The sequence below is a fragment of the Nocardia sp. NPDC020380 genome (genome assembly GCF_044386975.1).
GTDB lineage: Bacteria > Actinomycetota > Actinomycetes > Mycobacteriales > Mycobacteriaceae > Nocardia.
Window position 1 is genome coordinate 295563 of record NZ_JBIRVQ010000011.1, and the last position, 17941, is coordinate 313503.

20 protein-coding genes are annotated in these 17941 nt (G+C 67.4%); 5 read left to right on the forward strand and 15 right to left on the reverse strand.

The features are described from left to right. Positions 1–99 precede the first annotated feature (99 nt). From ACH438_RS30435 to ACH438_RS30445, 3 genes are all read right to left on the reverse strand, one after another. Positions 100–645, reverse strand: coding sequence for an Rv3235 family protein (locus ACH438_RS30435; protein ID WP_397011373.1), 546 nt, complete (start codon positions 643–645; stop codon positions 100–102). A 60-nt stretch (positions 646–705) separates the two neighbouring features. Beyond that, positions 706–1386 carry a hypothetical protein gene (locus tag ACH438_RS30440; RefSeq protein ID WP_397011375.1) on the reverse strand — a complete coding sequence of 227 codons (681 nt, stop codon included), beginning with the start codon at positions 1384–1386 and terminating at the stop codon, positions 706–708. A 152-nt stretch (positions 1387–1538) separates the two neighbouring features. Beyond that, entirely contained in the window at positions 1539–3032 is a 1494-nt protein-coding gene (locus tag ACH438_RS30445) for a flavin-containing monooxygenase (protein WP_397011377.1), read from the reverse strand. A gap of 150 nt (positions 3033–3182) precedes the next feature. Between ACH438_RS30445 and ACH438_RS30450 the strand changes: the two genes are divergently transcribed. Together ACH438_RS30450 and ACH438_RS30455 are read left to right on the forward strand one after the other, a co-directional pair. Next, entirely contained in the window at positions 3183–4199 is a 1017-nt protein-coding gene (locus ACH438_RS30450; RefSeq protein WP_397011379.1) for an AraC family transcriptional regulator, read from the forward strand. Positions 4200–4239: 40 nt separating this feature from the next. After that, a complete protein-coding gene (locus ACH438_RS30455; RefSeq protein ID WP_397011521.1) occupies positions 4240–4467 on the forward strand; it encodes a hypothetical protein in 228 nt (75 codons plus the stop codon). On the opposite strand, the gene ACH438_RS30460 is transcribed toward ACH438_RS30455, so the two are convergent. Together ACH438_RS30460 and ACH438_RS30465 are read right to left on the reverse strand one after the other, a co-directional pair. Continuing rightward, positions 4464–5270: a nuclear transport factor 2 family protein gene (locus ACH438_RS30460; protein WP_397011381.1), complete on the reverse strand. Its 807-nt coding sequence runs from the start codon at positions 5268–5270 to the stop codon at positions 4464–4466. The genes ACH438_RS30455 and ACH438_RS30460 overlap by 4 nt on opposite strands. 64 nt (positions 5271–5334) lie before the next feature. Then, the gene (locus ACH438_RS30465; RefSeq protein WP_397011383.1) at positions 5335–6204 is read right to left on the reverse strand and encodes an LLM class F420-dependent oxidoreductase; all 870 of its coding nucleotides are present in this window, start codon (positions 6202–6204) and stop codon (positions 5335–5337) included. A gap of 96 nt (positions 6205–6300) precedes the next feature. On the opposite strand from ACH438_RS30465, the gene ACH438_RS30470 reads away from it, so the two are divergent. Beyond that, complete coding sequence (locus tag ACH438_RS30470) at positions 6301–6846, forward strand: YdcF family protein (protein ID WP_397011385.1); 546 nt, start codon at positions 6301–6303, stop codon at positions 6844–6846. Between the two features lie 21 nt (positions 6847–6867). Here the strand turns inward: ACH438_RS30470 and ACH438_RS30475 are convergent, their stop codons facing one another. Genes ACH438_RS30475 through ACH438_RS30515 form a run of 9 tightly spaced genes read right to left on the reverse strand, consistent with a single transcriptional unit; the run spans position 6868 to position 15323 of the window. Continuing rightward, on the reverse strand, positions 6868–7485 hold the full coding sequence (locus ACH438_RS30475; protein ID WP_397011387.1) for a hypothetical protein: 618 nt from the start codon (positions 7483–7485) through the stop codon (positions 6868–6870). A gap of 23 nt (positions 7486–7508) precedes the next feature. Then, positions 7509–8465 carry an MlaD family protein gene (locus tag ACH438_RS30480; RefSeq protein ID WP_397011389.1) on the reverse strand — a complete coding sequence of 319 codons (957 nt, stop codon included), beginning with the start codon at positions 8463–8465 and terminating at the stop codon, positions 7509–7511. After that, positions 8462–9511, reverse strand: coding sequence for an MlaD family protein (locus ACH438_RS30485; RefSeq protein WP_397011391.1), 1050 nt, complete (start codon positions 9509–9511; stop codon positions 8462–8464). The genes ACH438_RS30480 and ACH438_RS30485 overlap by 4 nt, the downstream gene beginning before the upstream one ends. After that, positions 9508–10590, reverse strand: coding sequence for an MlaD family protein (locus ACH438_RS30490; protein ID WP_397011393.1), 1083 nt, complete (start codon positions 10588–10590; stop codon positions 9508–9510). The genes ACH438_RS30485 and ACH438_RS30490 overlap by 4 nt, the downstream gene beginning before the upstream one ends. Then, the gene (locus tag ACH438_RS30495) at positions 10590–11582 is read right to left on the reverse strand and encodes an MlaD family protein (protein WP_397011395.1); all 993 of its coding nucleotides are present in this window, start codon (positions 11580–11582) and stop codon (positions 10590–10592) included. Before ACH438_RS30495 ends, ACH438_RS30490 begins: the two co-directional genes overlap by 1 nt. A gap of 14 nt (positions 11583–11596) precedes the next feature. Next, positions 11597–12595 (reverse strand): MlaD family protein, encoded by a 999-nt coding sequence (locus ACH438_RS30500; RefSeq protein WP_397011397.1) that lies wholly within the window; start codon positions 12593–12595, stop codon positions 11597–11599. Further along, positions 12592–13620 (reverse strand): MlaD family protein, encoded by a 1029-nt coding sequence (locus ACH438_RS30505; RefSeq protein ID WP_397011399.1) that lies wholly within the window; start codon positions 13618–13620, stop codon positions 12592–12594. Before ACH438_RS30505 ends, ACH438_RS30500 begins: the two co-directional genes overlap by 4 nt. 3 nt (positions 13621–13623) lie before the next feature. Beyond that, positions 13624–14487: an ABC transporter permease gene (locus tag ACH438_RS30510; RefSeq protein WP_397011401.1), complete on the reverse strand. Its 864-nt coding sequence runs from the start codon at positions 14485–14487 to the stop codon at positions 13624–13626. Next, on the reverse strand, positions 14487–15323 hold the full coding sequence (locus ACH438_RS30515; protein WP_397011403.1) for an MlaE family ABC transporter permease: 837 nt from the start codon (positions 15321–15323) through the stop codon (positions 14487–14489). The genes ACH438_RS30510 and ACH438_RS30515 overlap by 1 nt, the downstream gene beginning before the upstream one ends. A gap of 399 nt (positions 15324–15722) precedes the next feature. Between ACH438_RS30515 and ACH438_RS30520 the strand changes: the two genes are divergently transcribed. Further along, entirely contained in the window at positions 15723–15938 is a 216-nt protein-coding gene (locus ACH438_RS30520; RefSeq protein ID WP_397011405.1) for a nuclear transport factor 2 family protein, read from the forward strand. Position 15939: 1 nt separating this feature from the next. On the opposite strand, the gene ACH438_RS30525 is transcribed toward ACH438_RS30520, so the two are convergent. Further along, the gene (locus ACH438_RS30525; RefSeq protein WP_397011407.1) at positions 15940–17076 is read right to left on the reverse strand and encodes a calcium:proton antiporter; all 1137 of its coding nucleotides are present in this window, start codon (positions 17074–17076) and stop codon (positions 15940–15942) included. Positions 17077–17199: 123 nt separating this feature from the next. Between ACH438_RS30525 and ACH438_RS30530 the strand changes: the two genes are divergently transcribed. After that, a complete protein-coding gene (locus ACH438_RS30530; RefSeq protein WP_397011409.1) occupies positions 17200–17940 on the forward strand; it encodes a VIT family protein in 741 nt (246 codons plus the stop codon). The last annotated feature ends 1 nt before the right edge of the window (position 17941 follow it).

Consider the following 17941-nt stretch of genomic DNA (forward strand, 5'->3'; position numbering starts at 1 on the left):
CGAAATGTTAATGCCGCGGGAACCAGGTTTCAAACCAGGCGCGATTAGAATTCGCTGAGATCAGACAATTCTGCTATTACCGCAGAGACCGGCCGGTCTTCAGCAAGCCCGGAATGCGGTCAACCGCCACCCGGAACGACCGCGGACAATGCGCGCGGCGAGCGCGAAATGGCGCGCCCCGCGATCGTAGGCGGCACAGACTTCCGCCGACGCCGCACCGCTCATCATCACATCGACCCTGGTGAGCGTCGCGGCGCCGAGCCCCTTGCCGGGCGCGCCGGTCGCGGCCACGGTACGTACCGCGGCAATCACGGTGGGTTCGGCGAGCGGCCGCAGCTGCTGCGGGTTACGGCGGCCGTCCAGTGCTTCCAGCACCACTCGCAGTGCCGCGGTTGCGAATTGCTGCGCGGCACTGTCGACTTCATCACACGGGCGGGTCTTCGCAGCGTGCGAAGCATGCATAACCCGTTGCAGGCCAACACTTCCGGCCCTTGCCGGGGCCGATATACGGCGCGCCCGATTTCGGCAGCGCGGTGATTCCGGCGCCGCGGGGGCGGGGCCATGGCAGGTTTCCCGGGACGGTTCCAGCTCCGGCGCGGGCAGCAGGAAGCCACCGCCGAATGTCGTATTCACGGGCGCCAGCATGACCGATGGACATCGGGCCGAGGACTCGAATCGAAACCTCGCACCGGCTCAACCGCGTGATTACCGCAGCAGCGCGAGCCGCCCGGCGAAATCGGTCGGCAGATAGACCAGCGCGCTCCGCGTCCACGGCTGCCCCGACTGCGGATCGTACTGATCCGGCATCGCCACTCCGGCGGGAGCGAAGGCGTCGAATCCGTGCTTGGCGGTCGTCCGGGTGGCACGCCACTGGTGATCGTGAAAGGCCACCACGGCCGCATGATCGGTGGCAACCGAATCCCCGCGCAGCTCGGCCACCTTGGCGGCCACACCGTCGGTCGAGAGATAGATCAGCGTGCCATCCGCCGCGCGATCCGGATCGATGGAGATCACATCGGTCATCCCGTACCGCGACCGCAGCACCTCCGCGATCTCGGTCTGCGCGTAGGCGGGAACGTCCCGATCCCCCCGCGCGGCCACCACGGCCGCCGCGAGCTCCTCGTTCACCGGCCCCGGCTCCCCGATCGTGCGCGCCGAATCCACGCCCGCCGGAATCCGATTCCCGAAACTGTAGGCAACGATCAAGGTCGCCGACTCGGCCGGCGCGCTCGGCACCGTCCAGAGATCCAGCGGCGCTTGCCCCGCGATCCCCGCCGGCGCATCCGCGGACGCCGAGCCCGCGCGCAACGATCCGACCGCGACCATCGATCCCGCGACCGCGACGGCCGTCACCGCCGCCATCACAATCCTGCGCCTGGAACTCATACGACCGACTCTATCGAGTACCGACAAGTGCCCGGCAAGACCGGGTCGCCGTTCGACAGCGACGACCACGGACGCAAATTCTCGCCACCGGCCACCGGATTCAGACCGGCGCGGCCGCTGCACAGCAACAGCCGTTGCTGTGCAGCGGAACCTCACACCCGCTGCAGGGTCTTCGCCGCAGGGACCGGGCGCAGGGTCTTGCTCAGGTCGGTGCGCATGGTGGTGGCGGAATCCAGGAGGTAGTTCTGGCGGACTCGCCAGGGGTGGCGGTCGCCCTGGCGGGGGAAGTCGCCGATCGAGCGCTGGATGTAGCCGGAGGCGAGGTCGAGTAGGGGGCGTTCGGTGAGGGCGCCTTGCGGGGAGGGGACGACGGCGGTGTAGCCGTTGCGGTCCATGTAGGTGAGGACCTTGCAGACCAGGCGGGAGGTCAGGTCGGCGCGGAGGGTCCAGGAGGCGTTGGTGTAGCCGACGCAGACCGCGAAATTGGGTACGCCGGTGAGCATGGTGCCCTGCCAGACGAACTGTTCGGACAGGTCCACCGGCGCGCCGTCGACGGTGAGGCCGATGCCGCCGAAGGCCAGCAACTGCAGGCCGGTGGCGGTGATGACGATGTCGGCCTCCAGCACCCGGCCGGACTTCAGCCGGATGCCCTCGGGCACAAAGGTTTCGATGTGGTCGGTGACGACCTCGGCCTTGCCCTTGCGCATGGCCTTGAAGAAGTCGGCGTCCGGCACCGCGCACAGCCGCTGATCCCACGGGTTGTAGGAGGGCGTGAAGTGCTCGGCAACCAGCTTCTCGTCCTTCAGGATTCGGGTGGTGAGCCCGGTGAGCAGCTTGCGGGCGGCCTCGGGCCGGCGCCGGCAGTACTGGTAGAAGCCGACATTGAACAGGATGTTCTTGGTGCGGATGACGCGGTGCGCCAGCTTGGGCGGCAGCAGTTCGCGGATCTTGTCGGCCTGCTTGTCGCGGCCGGGGACCGCGGAGATCCAGGTGGGCGTGCGCTGCAGCATGGTGACCAGTTCGGCCTGCTCGGCCATGGCCGGGACCAGGGTGACGGCGGTGGCGCCGGAGCCGATGACGACCACCTTCTTGCCCGCGTAATCCAGGTCCTCCGGCCAGAATTGGGGGTGCACCACGGTGCCGGCGAAGTCCGCGAGGCCGGGGAAGTCGGGCTGGTGGCCGTGCTCGTAGTTGTAGTAGCCCGAGCAGGAGTAGAGGAAACCGCAGGTGAGGGTGCGGGTCTCGGCGCCGTCGGCGGTGGTCACGGACAGGGTGAGTGTCCAGCGGGAGGCGGCGCTGTCCCATTCGGCGGCAACCACTTTGGTACCGAAGCGGATGTGGCGGTCGATGCCGTTCTCGGTGGCGGTCTCGCCGATGTAGCGCAGGATGGACGGCCCGTCGGCAATGGATTTGGCGTCGCGCCACGGCTTGAAGGGGTAGCCGAGGGTGAACATGTCGCTGTCCGAGCGGATGCCGGGGTACCGGAAGAGGTCCCAGGTGCCGCCGAGCGAGTCACGCGCCTCGAGGATGGCGTAACTGCGGCCGGGGTGTTCGCTCTGTAGTCGATAGGCGGCGCCGATGCCGGAAAGTCCGGCGCCGACGATCACGACGTCCAGGTGCTCGGGAAGTTCGGTCACAGCGCTCATGCCTCCACCTCGCTGGCGCTCGGCTCCGGCAGGAGCGCTGTCGCGGCTGTATCCATTGGTCGCTCGCTGCGCTCGCTCATGCCTTCCAGTCTGTTGCGGGCGTCACCCGGTTTCTTGACTCTGCACGACAGTTATTTGATGCTAGACGACATGTCGGTGATCAGGTCCGCCGGGCTACGCGGCTTTCGCAGCACCGTGACCGAACTCGGCGCCGATCCGGAGGAACTGGTCACGCTGTGCGGCCTGCCGATCGCCGCGCTGGACACCGACGATCTGCTGGTCTCCGATCAGGCCGTCGGCGCAGTGCTGGAGCTGGCCGCCGATCGGCTCGGCTGCCCGGATCTCGGCCTGCGCATCTCGCATCGGCAGGAGCTGGACATGCTCGGCTCGCTGGCGCTGGCCATCCGCAATTCCCCGACCCTCGCCGATGTGCTGGCCTGTACTTCGCGCTACCTGTTCGTACACGCGCGCTCGCTCAGTCTCACCATGGAGCCGGATCCGTACGGGGACCGCGGCGTGATCGCGCTGCGCTACGGCGTCACGACTCCCGGTGTGCCGACACCGGTTCAGGGCACCGACCTCGGATTGGCGTTCGTACACCACACGATTCAGCGCCTGGCCGAGGACCGCTACGGCCTGCGCTCGGTGGAACTCCCGTATCGCCCGATCGCGCCGATCGCCGTCTACGAGGAATTCTTCGGCGCGCCAGTGCGAATCGAACGACCGGCGGCGCTGCTGCGGGTCCCGGGCAGCCTGGCCAACCGGGCACTGTCCGGCGGTGACGAGAATCTGCACCGGCTCGCCATGGACTTCCTCGCGGGGCAGTCGGGCGGCGAGGCCGACACCCTCACCCCGCGGGTGCGGATCGCGCTGCAGAAACTGCTCGGCACCGCGCCACCCGAAATCGGCTCTGTCGCACAGTTGCTCGCGGTACACCCGCGCACCCTGCAGCGGCGGCTCACGGCCGAGGGCACATCGTTCGCAACCCTGCTGGACGAGGTGCGCCGGGCGGCGGCGGTGCGCTATCTGACCACCACGGATATGCCGATGAGCCAGGTGGCGTCACTGCTCGGCCTGTCGGAACAGTCCGTTTTCACTCGCTGCTGCCAGCGTTGGTGGGGCACAACCCCATCCGCCGTGCGCAAGGGACGCGTCAGCGTCAGCTGATCTGTCGCAATCGTTTTGCGGTTCTCGCGGCGTGTCGATCATGGCAAGCCACCCGCCCTGCGACCAGTATGTGGTGATGATCGCCGAATGCCCGTCCTGCGCTTGGCCCTCCCCCACCGCCGTCTCCTCACATCGTTCCGTGCAATACCTGCGATGCGTCTGCGGGCAATGGCTGATCAGCGTGCACGGGAAGGTGGTCGGTGCGGCCGGCGGCAGCTCCTTCAGCAGCAAGGATCCACTCGCCGCGATCGTGGGAGCCCGGGACTAGCTCGGCGACACGAAGATTCGCACCGACTCGATCCGGTGCCCGCGCTCGGTGAAGTCGACCTCCGCGACGCCCCGGCCCTGCCGGGTCTCCACCGTGGCCGTCACCGTGCGGCCGGCCGCGATCGGCTTGCTCCAGCGCAGACCCTTCACCCGCGTACTGAAATCCTCCAGCGAGAAGGCGCCGTCCCCCGCCCACTCCAGCCGCGGCACGGGCACCAGTACCGCCCGCGCGCCGGCGGCATCGCCGCGCCCCAGCGCATCCAGCAGTCCGCCCGCCGCGTGCCGGCCCTTCGCACCGACACTGCGCAGGCCGCGCAGGAAACCCATTGCGCCGCCGACACCTTGATTCTTCAGCAGCTGCGGGCCGAGCTTCGCACCGGCCAGCAGACCCTGCACCCCGGAACCCAGCAATTGCGCGATCATGCCGGGTAGCTCCCAATGCGCGCGCAGGGCACGGATTTTCAGCGCGTCCCCGGCCTCGGCCAGGTCGTAGCGCAGATGCATCGGGACGTGCAGGGTGACACCGGTGGACATGGTGGTGGCGATGGTCAGGTCCCGGAAGACCGTCATACCGGACACCACATCATTGGCGACATCGAACACGATGCCGTTGGGCGCGATGAACGTGTCGTAGAAGCGCTCGATGGCGGCACGCCCGTGATGCGGACGCGCACCCACCGGGTCCTCGACGGTGCCGTCCTCGGCGAACAGCCCCACCCAGGCGGCGCGGTCGTGTGCCGCCACCGCCTCCGGTGAGGCCGCTACGGTCGCCAGCAGTTCAGCGGCAGTCGGATTCGCAGGCACGGGTCCTCCATGTGGTGAAGCAAGCGCGCGCGATGTTACCCGGCTGCCGCGCCGGACGGACAGGTTAGATCGACGCCAGCCGGGGCGCCAGGCGTTCGGCCAACTGCTCGGTGTAGACGGACGGATCGCCGTCGGGCATGAAATTCAGCAGCGTGATGCCGAGATCGCGGTAGTTCTCGGCGTCCCGGACCACCTGGTCCGCGTTGTCCAGCGGCGACTCCCCGATGTAGACGGCCGTCTTGCGGATGGCGTCGTAGTCGCGGCCCTCGGCGTCGCAATGCGCCCGCAGCACATCGAGTTTGCGGGAGACGTCCTCCGGGCTGGAGGCGAACAGATTGCAGGCATCCGCATATCGCGCCACCAGCAGCAGCGTCTTCTTCTCACCGCCGCCGCCGATCAGGATCGGGGGCCGCGGCTTGCTCAACGGCGCGGGCACGCACAGGGTTTCGGCGAGCTGATAGTGGGTCCCCTTGTACGGGCCGTTGTCGGGACTCCACATCTGCAGGCAGATCTGCAGCGTCTCCTCCAGGCGTTCGAAACGCTCGGACATCGACACCACGGGCACGCCCAGCGCCCGCTGCTCCCGCTCGTACCAGGACGCGCCGATACCCAGCTGCGCGCGACCGCCGGACAGCACGTCCAGGGTGGTGACGATCTTGGCGAGCAGGCCCGGATACCGGTACATCACGCCGGTCACCAACAGCGACAGCCGCATTCGCTCGGTCACCGCCGCCACATAGCCGAGCGTCGTGTACCCCTCCAGCATGGGCTCGTCGGCGGTGCCGCGATGCTCCATCTGGAAGTAGTGATCCATGGCCGTGAATTCCGCGAAACCCGCCTGCTCCGCGATCCGCGCGGTCTGCGTCAGCGTGGACGCGATCCGTTCCGGTGCGGCGGGGGTCGAATAGGTCCAGTAGTGCAATCCGAGCTCCATGCCGGACTCCTCGTCTCTGTGTGACATGCCTTGCACAGCTACGCAACACAGTCTGCCTCGAGGGTCTTCTCAGGACGGACGGGTACCGTCTGAGGCGTGCCCGGGTTCCGGCGAATCGCCGTGGTCGTCGCAGCACTGGCAGCGTTGATCGTCGGAATCGCGTGCGCCGGACTACCGGTATACGTGTATCCGCAAGTGGATGCGCTCCGGCAGGCCGACGCCATCGTGGTGCTGGGCGGCACCGCGTACGCACGCTTCGACGTGGGGCTGAAGCTGGCGCAGGAGGGGTACGCGAAGGAGCTCGTGATCTCCCGGTCCACCGGGGCCGACGACCCGAACATGGACCGGTACTGCGATGGGAAATTCGACTTCACCGTGTACTGCTTCGTGCCCGATCCGTGGAGCACGCGGGGCGAGGCCGAGGAGATCCAGCGGCTCACGAAAGCCCAAGGGTGGAAACACATCATCGTGGTGACGTACACGCCGCACGTGTCGCGGGCGCGGTACATCGTCGAGAAGTGTTTCCACGGGCAGCTCACCATGGTGGCGAGCCCCAGCGACTCGGGGCCGAAGTTCTGGACGTGGATGTACATCCGCCAGTCGGCGGGGTATGTGCGGGCCTTCTTCCAGCCCGGCTGCTGATTACCGCTCGGGCTGTGCCGGTTACTGCTTGGGCAGCGGCAGGTCGATGCCGCCGACGTCGGTGACCTTCCAGTCGCTCTTCGGGTCGACATTGACCGTGTAGTACACGGTGGTCAGCACGCCGTCCGGGTTCTGCGCATTGGTGGAATTGACGTTCAGATAGACGTTCACCTTGTACACGCCGTTGTCGCGGCCCACGACCTGCGAGCTCAGCAGGGTCGGGCTCGACGTCCATTTCAGCGGCACCAGGATCTGCTGCAGCTTCGAACCGGTCGCGTCGAACTTGCTCGCCAGCGCGGGCGTGGTGTTGTTCTTCAGGCGTGCGGTCCAGGCATTGAAGTCCGCGTAGTTCAGGTTGGCCGCTCCCATGGCGTAATCGGAGGCCACCTGTTCGGCGTGCTTGTCGTCGGCGGCCTGATTGTCGCGGTCCTGCAGATCGCCGCGCGCGGACACCCACAGCGTGGTGGTCGTGATAATGCCGGCGATGAGCAGTACCGCCGCGGCCGCGAAGCCCAGCGTGGACAGCTTCAGCGATACGGTCTTCACCTGCGCCGCGGGCGCCGGGGCCGGGGTTTCCGTCTCGGAGGCAGCGGGTGCCTCCGCGTCGGCCGCCCGCTTCGGATCGGTGTCCTCGGACATCCGCTCTCCTCCTTCTCGGTTTCCTATTTCACGGTGACCTGCAGGCGCACGGCACCGTCATCGGTGCTCGCGAGCGCCTGCGAGATCAAGCTGCTGAGGTTGATCTGCGGCCCGGTGGTGCTGACCGCGTCGGCGAGCGGCTGCAGCTGGGGGGCCAGGGTCTTCAATTCGGGTCCGGCCTGCTGCAACCAGTCGGTCAGCTTCGCCAGGAAGGGAGCCAGCCCGTTGCCCTCGACGTAGACCTGCGGGCCGGGTGCTCGGTCCACGAGTCTACCGACCGCATTGATGAGCTCCTCCAACGACTGCTCGAACTGCACGAATGCCGGTGCGGCCGCGGCCGTCGCCGCGCCGATGCCGTCCATGTTCGAGGCCGCGACCTGGAAGCTGTTGAGTAGCTGCGCAATCTTGGGCTCGCGACTCGAGATGGCCGCGGCCAGCAGATCACCGGCCCGGGTGAGCGACGGCATGGCCGAATCCGTGTCGTGGAAGGCCGTGCCCAGGGTGCTGGCCAGCGAGGCCGCCACCTTCGGGTCGAGCTGGTTCATGACCTTGTTGACCAGCCGCGACACCTCGGGAATGGACAGCGGCGACTTCACCGCGGAGGTGTCCAGGCGCTGGCCGTCCTTCAGGTACGGCGCGCCGCCGGTCTTGGGGCGGAATTCCACGTAGGGCTCGCCCAGCGCGGACAGCTGCTCGATGGTGACGGCGCTGTCCACGGGCAGCTTGCGGTCGGCGTCGATGCGGAACCCGACCTGCACGCCCTGCGCGGTGCCGTCCACCGAGGTCACCTTGCCGACCTTCATGCCCGTGAGCAGGATGGGCGAACCCACGCTCAGGCCACCGGAATCCGCCAGCATCATGGAGGCATTCGTGTACTCGGCGAACGGATCAGCCTTCACCACACCGAAAGTCAGATAACTCGCACCCAGCACGGTGACCGCCGCGATACCGCCCAGCGAGGCGAGGGAACTCACCTTCATCGCACCGCTCCGATCATGCGCAGGCTGGAGAGGATGTTCGTCACCTGATCGTCCCGGGGCACCGAATTCACGCTGACGCCGGTGATATTCACCTTCGGGCCCTGCTCCACGAACGGAATCAGCTTGTCCCGCAACAGCGAAACCAGGGCGGACAGATTCGACGGCACCGAAAGATCCAGCGGCTTGCCCGAAAGCGCCAGCGGAACAAAGGCTTCCGTCGCTGCGTCGCCCGCCTGCGCCAGCGGGGCCAGCCACACCAGCGACTGCCCGAGCTGCCCGAGCACGGCGAAGATCTGCGTCACGCCCTTGATGGAGTTGGTGACGCCGACCATGGTGTCCACCGACTCCTGGCTCAGCTGGTGATCCAGGAAGTCCGCGCGATCGTGCAGCACCTGAGCGTTCACGCCGAGACCGTTGAGCAGGCTGTCGACCTTGTCCAGGTTGGCGGCCAGATCGACCGCGTTCCCGGCCGCGTTCTGCGACAGCCGCTTGGTCTCCTCCGGATCCTGCGGCAGCACGGCATTGAAGCGATTGATGATGTCCTGCAGCTGATTCACCGCGCCGCCCTGCGTGAAGGCGGCCAGCGCGGCCATGGTGTCCTCCAGCTGCACCGGCGGATGCGTCTGCTGCTGCGGAATGGTGCCGCCGTCCTTCAGCAGTGCATCGAACCCGCCCGGCGGCGTGGTGAGCGCCAGGTGGATGTCACCGAGCACGGTGTTCTGCCGCAGTTCGGCGACCGTGGCGGTGGGCAGCTGCACCTTGGACGAGATATCGGCGTCGACGACGACAAAGCCGCCCTTGCCGCCGGAATGCGCCGAATCCACCACGCGCACACCGGCAACCGTGCCGACCTGCGCGCCGTTCGCGATGACCTTCGCCTTCGCGGGCAGGTTCAGGACGTTCGCGAACTCGATGTGGATTTTGTAGGTCGGACCCGACACGGTGGTGCCCGGCACGGGCACGGAGGACGGATCGAAGGCGCAGCCGCTGATCCCGGCCAGCAGTCCGGCCGCCAGCACGGCGGCGCCCCAACGTCGAATTCTCATCGCGCACCTGCCATTCCGAGCACCAGCGGGACCAGGGGCACGTTCACCATGCCGTTGCCGGCATCGGTGCAGGTGCCGGCCGTGGCCGCATTGAGCGCATCGCACACCTGCTGCGCCTGCGGCGCGGGCAGCGCGGCGCGCGGGGAACCGTAGGAGATGCCGTTGCCCAGCATGGAAGCGGCGGCATTGGTGAGCGCCGGCAGCTTCAGCATGATCTCCGACAGCGAGCCGACATTGGCGCGCAGCAGCCGCACCAGCGGCAGCGTGTCGTCCAGGGCCCGCATGATCGGATCACCGGCGATGGTCACCAGATCGTTGAGCATGGGCAGCGCCTGCCCGAGCCGGTCGATCAATTCCGCACCGGGACCGATCAATTCGGTACTGGCATTGTTCAGCGCGGGCGCCAGCCGCAACAGCATGGAACGCAGGTCACCCCAGTGCTGCTCCACCTTCTCGCCGACCGACGCGAAGGCGTCGAAGATGCCCGCCAGATGGCCGATATCGGCATCCGGCTGCGCGAGCGCGGTACCCAGCTTCTGCACGATCGCGTTGATCTGCGGGCCGGTGTCGGTGGTGGCCGCATCGAGCGCGGACAGCCCGTGCCGCAGGGCATCCGGCGCCTGCGCCTGCTGCAGCTGCGCGGACAGGCTGGCCAGCGCGGTCAGCGTCTCGGTGATGCTCTTGGGGGTCAGGGTCTTGGTGATGCACTGCGCGGGATCCCAGTGCGCCAGGTTCTTGCCGCTGTTCAGCACGGCCAGATTGCGGTCCGCCACAATGGAATCCGCTACCGTGGTGGCCTCGGCGTCCGCGTACACCGGGTACTTGGCGTCCACCGTGAACTTGACCTTGACCTTGGTGCCGTCGGAGTCGACGGAATCCACCGTGCCCACCGGGATGCCGCGCATGGTCACCTTGTTGCCCGCGTACAGGCCGACCGCGTCCGGCATGATCGCGCAATAGGATTCGGTCTTCTTCATCGGATCGAACCAGAGGAAGTAGCCGACCACGGCCAGTACGCACACCAGCACCGCACCGGCGACCGACATGAACGCCTGCGATCCGAGCATCCGCTTCAGCATCAGCAGTCCTTCCCCGGCACCGGAATGCACACCTGCGGCACGGTGACCGTCTGCTGCGACTGGTCGATGGTGACGCCGCCGTCCGGGATCACCAGGTCCGACAGCTTCTTCTGCAGGTCCTGTGCGGCCGTGATGGTCGGCGTGAGCTTGGCGCCCAGCTGCTCCAGCTGGGTGAGCGCGTCGTTCAGCTTGGGTTTCAGGTCGTCCCAGGTGGGGGTCGCGCCGTCGAGGCGGCCCAGCACATCGCTGAGCAGGCGGACGGCCTCGGCCATCTCGGTGTGTTTGTCGTCGAGGACGGTCACCAGCAGATTGGCATTGTCCATGAGCCGGCCGAGATCCTTCTTCGCGCCGTCGTACATGGTCACGTACTCGTCGGCCACCGCGACGGCGTTCGACACCTGGCTGCGCTGCCGGTCCAGCGCGTCCACGTAGTTGCTCACCGTCTGCAATGTGGTGCGCAGGCTGTCCGGGGCACCGTCGATCGAATTGCCCAGCGCCGCCAGGTTCTTGTTCAGCGTGGACCCGTCCAGCTTCGACAGCGGGGTGGTCGCGTCCTGGAAGGTCTCCACCAGGCTGTAGGGCAGGCGCACGTGATCGGCCGGAATCGCCTTGCCGCCCAGCGGTTTCGTACCCGCGGGGAACACCGCCACATAGTGGCCGCCGACGATGGTCAGCATGCGGATGTCCAGGGAGGTCTGATCACCCAGGAACACATTGGAATTCACGGTGAAGCGCATGACGACCTTGTCCGGCTTCAGGTCCAGGGACTTCACCTTGCCCACCGAGATGCCCGCGATGCGCACATCGTCGCCGGTCTTCACCGACTGCGCCTCGGAGAGTTCCGCGGTGTAGGTGTGCTTGCCGAGCGGCAGCACGTACAGCGCGCCGGCGGCCAGCAGGCCCGCGATCACCAGCACCGCGCCGATGATGCCGAGCTTGAGCTCCCGCCGTTGCGCGGTCGGCGCGTCGACCACCCGGTGGTCACGAGTCAAGAAGCGAGGCAGTCTCATCCGTTGCATATCGCCACCTGCTGTCCCGACACCAGCACCCGCACCACGGCGGGCAGGTCCGCATTGCCCTTGCTGCACACCGGCTTCCAGCCCGACGGGCCCGCGGGCAGCGCCGCATCGGCCGCACCCAGCACCGCGGGCAGGCGGCTGAACGTGTCCACCGCTTCCTTCGCGTCCGGGAAGAGCTTGCGGATCAGCGCATCCACGTCATCGCCGCTGTTGATGCCCAGTGTGCGCAGCAGATTGTCGATCGGCCCCAGCACCGACGGCGCGGTCACCGCGAACTGCGCCAGGCCGCCGATGTTCTGCTCCAGCGCCTCGAAGATGTTGGACAGCTGCGCCAGCAGCGGCACCAGATAGTGCACGCGCCCGCCCAGCCGGTCCGAGAGATCGGACATATTGTGGATCAGCGTCCAGATGACCTGCTGCCGATCGTCCACGTACGACGCGAGTTTCCCGATGGCGTCCATGGCCGGGCCGACACCGCTGCCGTCACCCTCGATCAGCGCCACCATGCTGGCGCTGAATTGATTGATGGCCTCCGGGGAAATGGTCTGCAGCACCGGCTTCAGCCCGTTGAACAGCTGCGTCACATCGAAAGACGGCACGGTGTGGTCGATTCCGATGCGCGCGCCGCCCGGCAGCCGCTTACCCGGCTGCGGCTGCTGCTGCAGATCGATGTACCGCTGACCGGTCAGGTTCTGGTAGCGGATGGCCAGCTTGGAGTTGTCGTAGACGGGCGCATCGGTCTTGACCGACAACTGCACCCGCGCCTTGTCACCCTCCAGGTTGATGCTCTTCACCTTGCCGACCTGCACGCCGTACAACCGCACATCGTCGCCGACCTTCAGGCCGTTGGCATCGGTGAACAGCGCGTCGTGCGTCTCGGTGGAACCCGACACCGGCCGCTGGATCGCGGTGAACACCAGCATGAGCACCACCACGATGACGCCCGCGAACAACACCAGCCGCCATGCGGCGCCCTTGACTGTCATCGCGCACCTCCCAGCAGCGGCACCGCGATGGCCGGCACACCCTTCAGGTCGACCTGCACGTTCAGCACCGGCCCCTGCCCGTTGTCCGGCATGGCGGAGGTCAAGCGCTGCAACAGCAGTCGCAGTTCCGCCCCGGACTGCTGCGGCGCGGGCACCATCTGCGCCAGCGCGGTCAGCACCGGCACCAGCATGTCGGTGGTGCCGGACAGCTGAGTTCCGGCCTGGCCCAGCGTGTTCGAGAGCGCGGGCAGCAGCTGCCCGGTCACGATGGCGACGCCGCGGTCATAGGCTTCGCGGTTCGTCTGCAGCCGTTGGATACTGCGCAGCAGATCCACCACCTGCACGGTCGCGCCGGCGAACTGGCCGCCGCCGTCGAAGGCCGGGCCGAGATTGCCCATCAGCTCCGACATCGGCATCTTCTGGTTGTTCGTGATGGTCCGCTGCGCCGTGATCAGGGCCTGCGCCAGCGGCGTCAGCGCCTGGGTGTCGGCCGCGGCCTGCGCGATGACCGAGGCCATCTGCGGCGTCAGCACCGATCCGCCCACCTGCGACATGCTGCGCAGGATGGAACCCATGGTGGCGTCGTAGACATCCTTGGCGCGGCCGCCGGTCAGGTCGATGACCGTGCCCGCCCGCAGCGGCGAGCCGCCGGCGCCCTTACGCAGCTCGACCTCGCTGATGCCGAAGAGGTTCGCGGGCGCGTAATCCACCTGCAGGCTGTCGTCCAGCCCGAACAGCCGGGAATCGTCGAGGCGCATCGAAATGCGCTGTGTGCCGTGCTGATCCGGCGTGATGTCGGTGACCTTGCCGACCACCACGCCATTGGCGCGCACATCGGTGCCGACCAGTACGCCGTCACCGATCTGCTCGGTGCGCAGCGAAATCGCCATGCCGTCCTCGGTTTTCACCGAGTGGTACACACACCATGCCGCCAGCACCGCCACCACCAGGGCCAGCGCGACCGTACCGACCGTCATCGCCCGCTTGCGATCGACGGCCACACCGGGCATTCCGTAACTCGGCATCCCCTACCCCGTGAACGTAATCGCCGAATTGAAGCCCCACAGGCCCAGCGACAGCACCATGTCGATGGCGATGATCGCGACCGAACTGGCCCGCACCGCCTTGCCCGAGGCGATGCCCACACCCTCCGGGCCGCCGGTCGCGAAAAAGCCGTAGTAGCAGTGGATCAGGATCACCACTACCGCGAACACGGCCACCTTCACCACCGCCGCGATCACGTCGAAGCCGGAGACGAACTGGAAGAAGTAGTGGTCGTACACGCCCGCCGAGGCCCCGTCCACCAGCGTGATCAGCCCGCGGCAGGCCGCGTACGAGAGGATCAGCGCGATCAGGAAGGTCGGCACGATGGCCACCGCACCCGCCAGCACGCGGGTGGTCACCACGAAGGGCACCGAACGCAGGCCCAGGGATTCGATGGCGTCGATCTCCTCGGAGATGCGCATGGCGCCGATCTCCGCGGTCATGCGGCAGCCCGCCTGCGCGGCGAAACCGATGGCCGCCGCGATCGGCGCGAGCTCCCGCGTGGTCGCGTACGCCGACACCAGACCGGTCACCGGGCCCATGCCCAGCATGTCGAGGGTCTCGAAGGATTCCACCGCCACCGAGGCGCCCATGACCAGACCCAGCACGATCATCATCGGCACCGTGCCGCCGCCGACGATGATGGACCCGCGGCCCCACGTCATGTTGGTGATGGCGCGCATGGTCTCGTCGCGATAGCGCTTGAGCGTCAACGGAATCGACGACAGCACCTGCCAGACGAAGGCGAGCACGAAGCCCAGGTTCTCCACCCGGCGCAGGATCAGGCCGCGGCGCTTGTAGAAACGCGCCGCCCAGCCCAGTCCCCTGGGCACATAGGTGGCCGACATCAGGCCAGCCTCGTGGGCAGGAACATGGCGGTGATCTGCGTGGCGACCAGATTGACCACCACGATCGACACCACCGACAGCACCACCGCGGCGTTCACGGCGTCGGCGACACCGCGCGGGCCGCCCTTCGCCTCCAGCCCGCGCTGGCAGGCGATGATCACCACGATGAAGCCGAAGATGACGGCCTTCACCAGCGACACCCACACATCGGCGGTGGTGGTGAAGGATCCGAACGTGGACCAGTAGCTGCCCGGCGTCACGCCCTGGCCGCCGATGGCGACCGCGTAGCCGGCCAGCACGCCCACGAAGATGATGAGCACGTTCAGCAGCGGGGCCACGAAGATCATGGCCACCATGCGCGGGATCACCAGCCGGTGGATCGGGCTGATGCCCATGGTGTGCAGCGCGTCGATCTCGTCGCGGATGGTGCGCGCGCCCAGATCGGCGGCCAGTGCCGCCGCGCCCGCGCCGCCCAGCAGGAAGCCGGTGGCCAGCGGTGCGCCCTGTTTGATGACGCCCAGGCCACCGGTCGCGCCGAGCAGCGAGTCCGCGCCCAGGGTGTGAATGAGATTTCCGACCTGCACCGAGACGATCACGCCGAACGGAATCGCCATGAGCACGGCCGGGATCGCGGTCACGGTGATGAGCCGCCAGGCCTGGAGAATGGCTTCCTTCCACTGGAATTCGCGGCGCACGATATCGGTGAAGGTGCCGAATACGGCTTCCTCGGCAATACCGACGGCGCGGCCGAAGGTGCGCAGCGAGGACACCGCGGTATCGGAGAAGTTGTCGCGCACGATGCGCATCGCCGAACTCTTCGGGAGGGTCCGGGTCATCTGAGTACCGCTTCTTCGCGTGGCCGGAATCGGCGCGTGGTGTCGAGCATCAAATTTCTTCTCCGTGATCGGCAACACTGCCTGCCCTCAAAGCTAATGGTTACGCAGGGTTACAACAAATCCGATTCTGCTGTGATCCGGGCCTCTAAGTTACCTTCCAGTACATACACTCCAGGCCCCGGTCGGTGGCATTTTCAGCCATGTGACCTGCGGTTCTGTAACGTGTTATTAGAGCGGATCGGCTATCAATATGATCTCCGGCACATGTTTGGCGAACCGTCAACAAGGGGGTTCGGCCGGGTTCGGCCATACCAAAACGCGCCGCGAGTGAACTGGGAGCTATCCATAGATTCGGCCGAACCCTCGCGCAGCCCTTGCGTGAACGTGTTCACTGACCTTGTGGATGACACCGTTTCGGCAGTCCTGCGCGCGATCGAGGCCGGCGACTGGACGGAATTCGCGAAACTCGTGCACCCGTACGTGCACTGGACCGAGGACGGCGTCACCACCCGCGGCCGCGTCCAGGTCATGCACCTGCTCTCCGCCCGCGGCGGCACGAAACCCGCGGAGAGCTACGAACTCCGCGACGGCCAGATCTACGGCTGGAACTCCTGACTCACGGACTGACCGCCAGGAACACGAAGCCCGAGAACAACACCAGATGCACGCAGCCCTGCAGCAGCGTCGCCCGGCCCGGCACCACGGTCAGCGCGCCGACCACCACGGTCAAGGCCAGCAGCACAATCTGATTCGACCCCAGACCCAGCTCCAGCGGACCCTTGATCCAGATCGACGCCAGCGCGATCGCCGGAATGGTCAGGCCGATACTCGCCATCGCCGAACCCAGCGCCAGATTCAGGCTGATCTGCACCCGATCCCGGCGCGCGGACCGCACGGCCGCAATGGTTTCCGGGAGCAGCACCAGCAACGCGATCACCACACCGACCGCCGACTGCGGCAATCCGGCCGCGGCGATACCGGATTCGATGGAGGGTGACACCGTCTTCGCCAAGCCGACCACACCCACCAGCGCGACCAGCAGCAAACCCAGGCTGATCAGCGCCTGCCGCGCGGTCGGCGGCTCGTCGTGCTCGTCGTCGTCCGCCCCGGCGATACCGCCGGCGATCCCGGCCGCGCCACCGAGCCCGGCGGTGGCCTCCACCGGCAGGAAGTCGTCCGGATGCCGGACCGTCTGGACCATCACGAACACGCCGTAGAGCACCAGCGAGGCGACCGCCGCGAAGGCCAGCTGCGCGCCCGAGAACACCGGGCCGGGCTCACTCGTGGTGAACGTCGGCAACACCATGGTGAAGGTCGCCAGCGTCGCCACCGTGGCCAGCGCCGCGCCCGTACCCTCCGCATTGAAGACCGCCACCCGGCGGCGCAATGCTCCCACCAGCAGCGACAGCCCGAAGATGCCATTGCAGGTGATCATGACCGCGGCGAAGACGGTGTCCCGCGCGAGCGAGGCCGCCTTCTCCCCGCTGGAGATCATCAGGGTCACGATCAGGCCCACTTCGATGATCGTCACCGCGACCGCCAGGATCAGCGATCCGAACGGCTCACCCACCCGGTGGGCCACCGTCTCCGCGTGATGCACCGCGGCCAATACCGCTCCCACCAGCGCCAATGTCACGATCGTCACCAGGACCGGGCCCAGATGACGGCCCCAGGAGGCGGCCAGGACCAGGGCTGCGAGCAAGGGAACGATGACCGACCAATAGCGCGTGCAGAAGCGGACCATGCCCCTCATATTTCCAGCAAACCATCCGCATCCACCGCATAACGAGAGCCAAGCCTCGTCCGGCGAGGCGTGCACATGAGTACCGGGCGAGGCATACCCAGGCGTCGTCCCGGCCTGGCATAGGCTGCGCGAGTGGACGAGACGACCGGAGTCGGCGCCCCCGGCAGTGGGCCGCATCCGCACGAACCGCACGACGAAAGCCTCGCCTCCCGGCTGAACTGGCTGCGCGCCGGCGTGCTCGGCGCGAATGACGGCATCGTGTCCACCGCCGGACTGGTGGTCGGCGTGGCAGCCGCCACCACCGAGACCGACCCCATCCTCACCGCGGGCATCGCCGGGCTCGCCGCCGGCGCCATCTCCATGGCCGTCGGCGAGTACGTCTCCGTCAGCACCCAGCGCGACAGCGAACGGGCCTTGCTGCACAAGGAGAAACGGGAACTGGCCGAGCAACCCGAGTACGAGCTCGAGGAACTCACCCAGATCTACCGCGGCAAGGGCCTTTCCGCCGCCACCGCCCGCCAGGTCGCCGAGGAACTCACCGCCCACGATGCCTTCGCCGCCCACGCCGAGGCCGAATTGGGTTTGAACCCGAAGGATCTCACCAATCCCTGGGAAGCCGCCCTCTCCTCCGCGGTCTCCTTCACCCTCGGCGCACTGCTCCCCCTGATCGCCATTCTGCTGCCGCCGGTGAGCTGGCGGATCCCCGTCACCTTCGCCGCGGTGCTGGTGGCGCTCGCCATCACCGGCACCCTCAGCGCGCGCCTCGGCGGCAGCAGGCCGGGGCGAGCGGTGCTGCGCGTGGTCATCGGTGGCGCGCTGGCCATGGCCATCACCTACGGAATCGGCCAGCTCGCAGGCGTTTCCGGGCTGTAGC

Coding starts and splice junctions, on each gene's coding strand:
- ACH438_RS30435 (WP_397011373.1), bottom strand. CDS start 645: ATGCTGGCGCCCGTGAATACGACATTCGGCGGTGGCTTCCTGCTGCCC.
- ACH438_RS30440 (WP_397011375.1), bottom strand. CDS start 1,386: ATGAGTTCCAGGCGCAGGATTGTGATGGCGGCGGTGACGGCCGTCGCG.
- ACH438_RS30445 (WP_397011377.1), bottom strand. CDS start 3,032: ATGAGCGCTGTGACCGAACTTCCCGAGCACCTGGACGTCGTGATCGTC.
- ACH438_RS30450 (WP_397011379.1), top strand. CDS start 3,183: ATGTCGGTGATCAGGTCCGCCGGGCTACGCGGCTTTCGCAGCACCGTG.
- ACH438_RS30455 (WP_397011521.1), top strand. CDS start 4,240: ATGGCAAGCCACCCGCCCTGCGACCAGTATGTGGTGATGATCGCCGAA.
- ACH438_RS30465 (WP_397011383.1), bottom strand. CDS start 6,204: ATGGAGCTCGGATTGCACTACTGGACCTATTCGACCCCCGCCGCACCG.
- ACH438_RS30475 (WP_397011387.1), bottom strand. CDS start 7,485: ATGTCCGAGGACACCGATCCGAAGCGGGCGGCCGACGCGGAGGCACCC.
- ACH438_RS30480 (WP_397011389.1), bottom strand. CDS start 8,465: ATGAAGGTGAGTTCCCTCGCCTCGCTGGGCGGTATCGCGGCGGTCACC.
- ACH438_RS30485 (WP_397011391.1), bottom strand. CDS start 9,511: ATGAGAATTCGACGTTGGGGCGCCGCCGTGCTGGCGGCCGGACTGCTG.
- ACH438_RS30490 (WP_397011393.1), bottom strand. CDS start 10,590: ATGCTGAAGCGGATGCTCGGATCGCAGGCGTTCATGTCGGTCGCCGGT.
- ACH438_RS30500 (WP_397011397.1), bottom strand. CDS start 12,595: ATGACAGTCAAGGGCGCCGCATGGCGGCTGGTGTTGTTCGCGGGCGTC.
- ACH438_RS30505 (WP_397011399.1), bottom strand. CDS start 13,620: ATGCCGAGTTACGGAATGCCCGGTGTGGCCGTCGATCGCAAGCGGGCG.
- ACH438_RS30510 (WP_397011401.1), bottom strand. CDS start 14,487: ATGTCGGCCACCTATGTGCCCAGGGGACTGGGCTGGGCGGCGCGTTTC.
- ACH438_RS30515 (WP_397011403.1), bottom strand. CDS start 15,323: ATGACCCGGACCCTCCCGAAGAGTTCGGCGATGCGCATCGTGCGCGAC.
- ACH438_RS30525 (WP_397011407.1), bottom strand. CDS start 17,076: ATGAGGGGCATGGTCCGCTTCTGCACGCGCTATTGGTCGGTCATCGTT.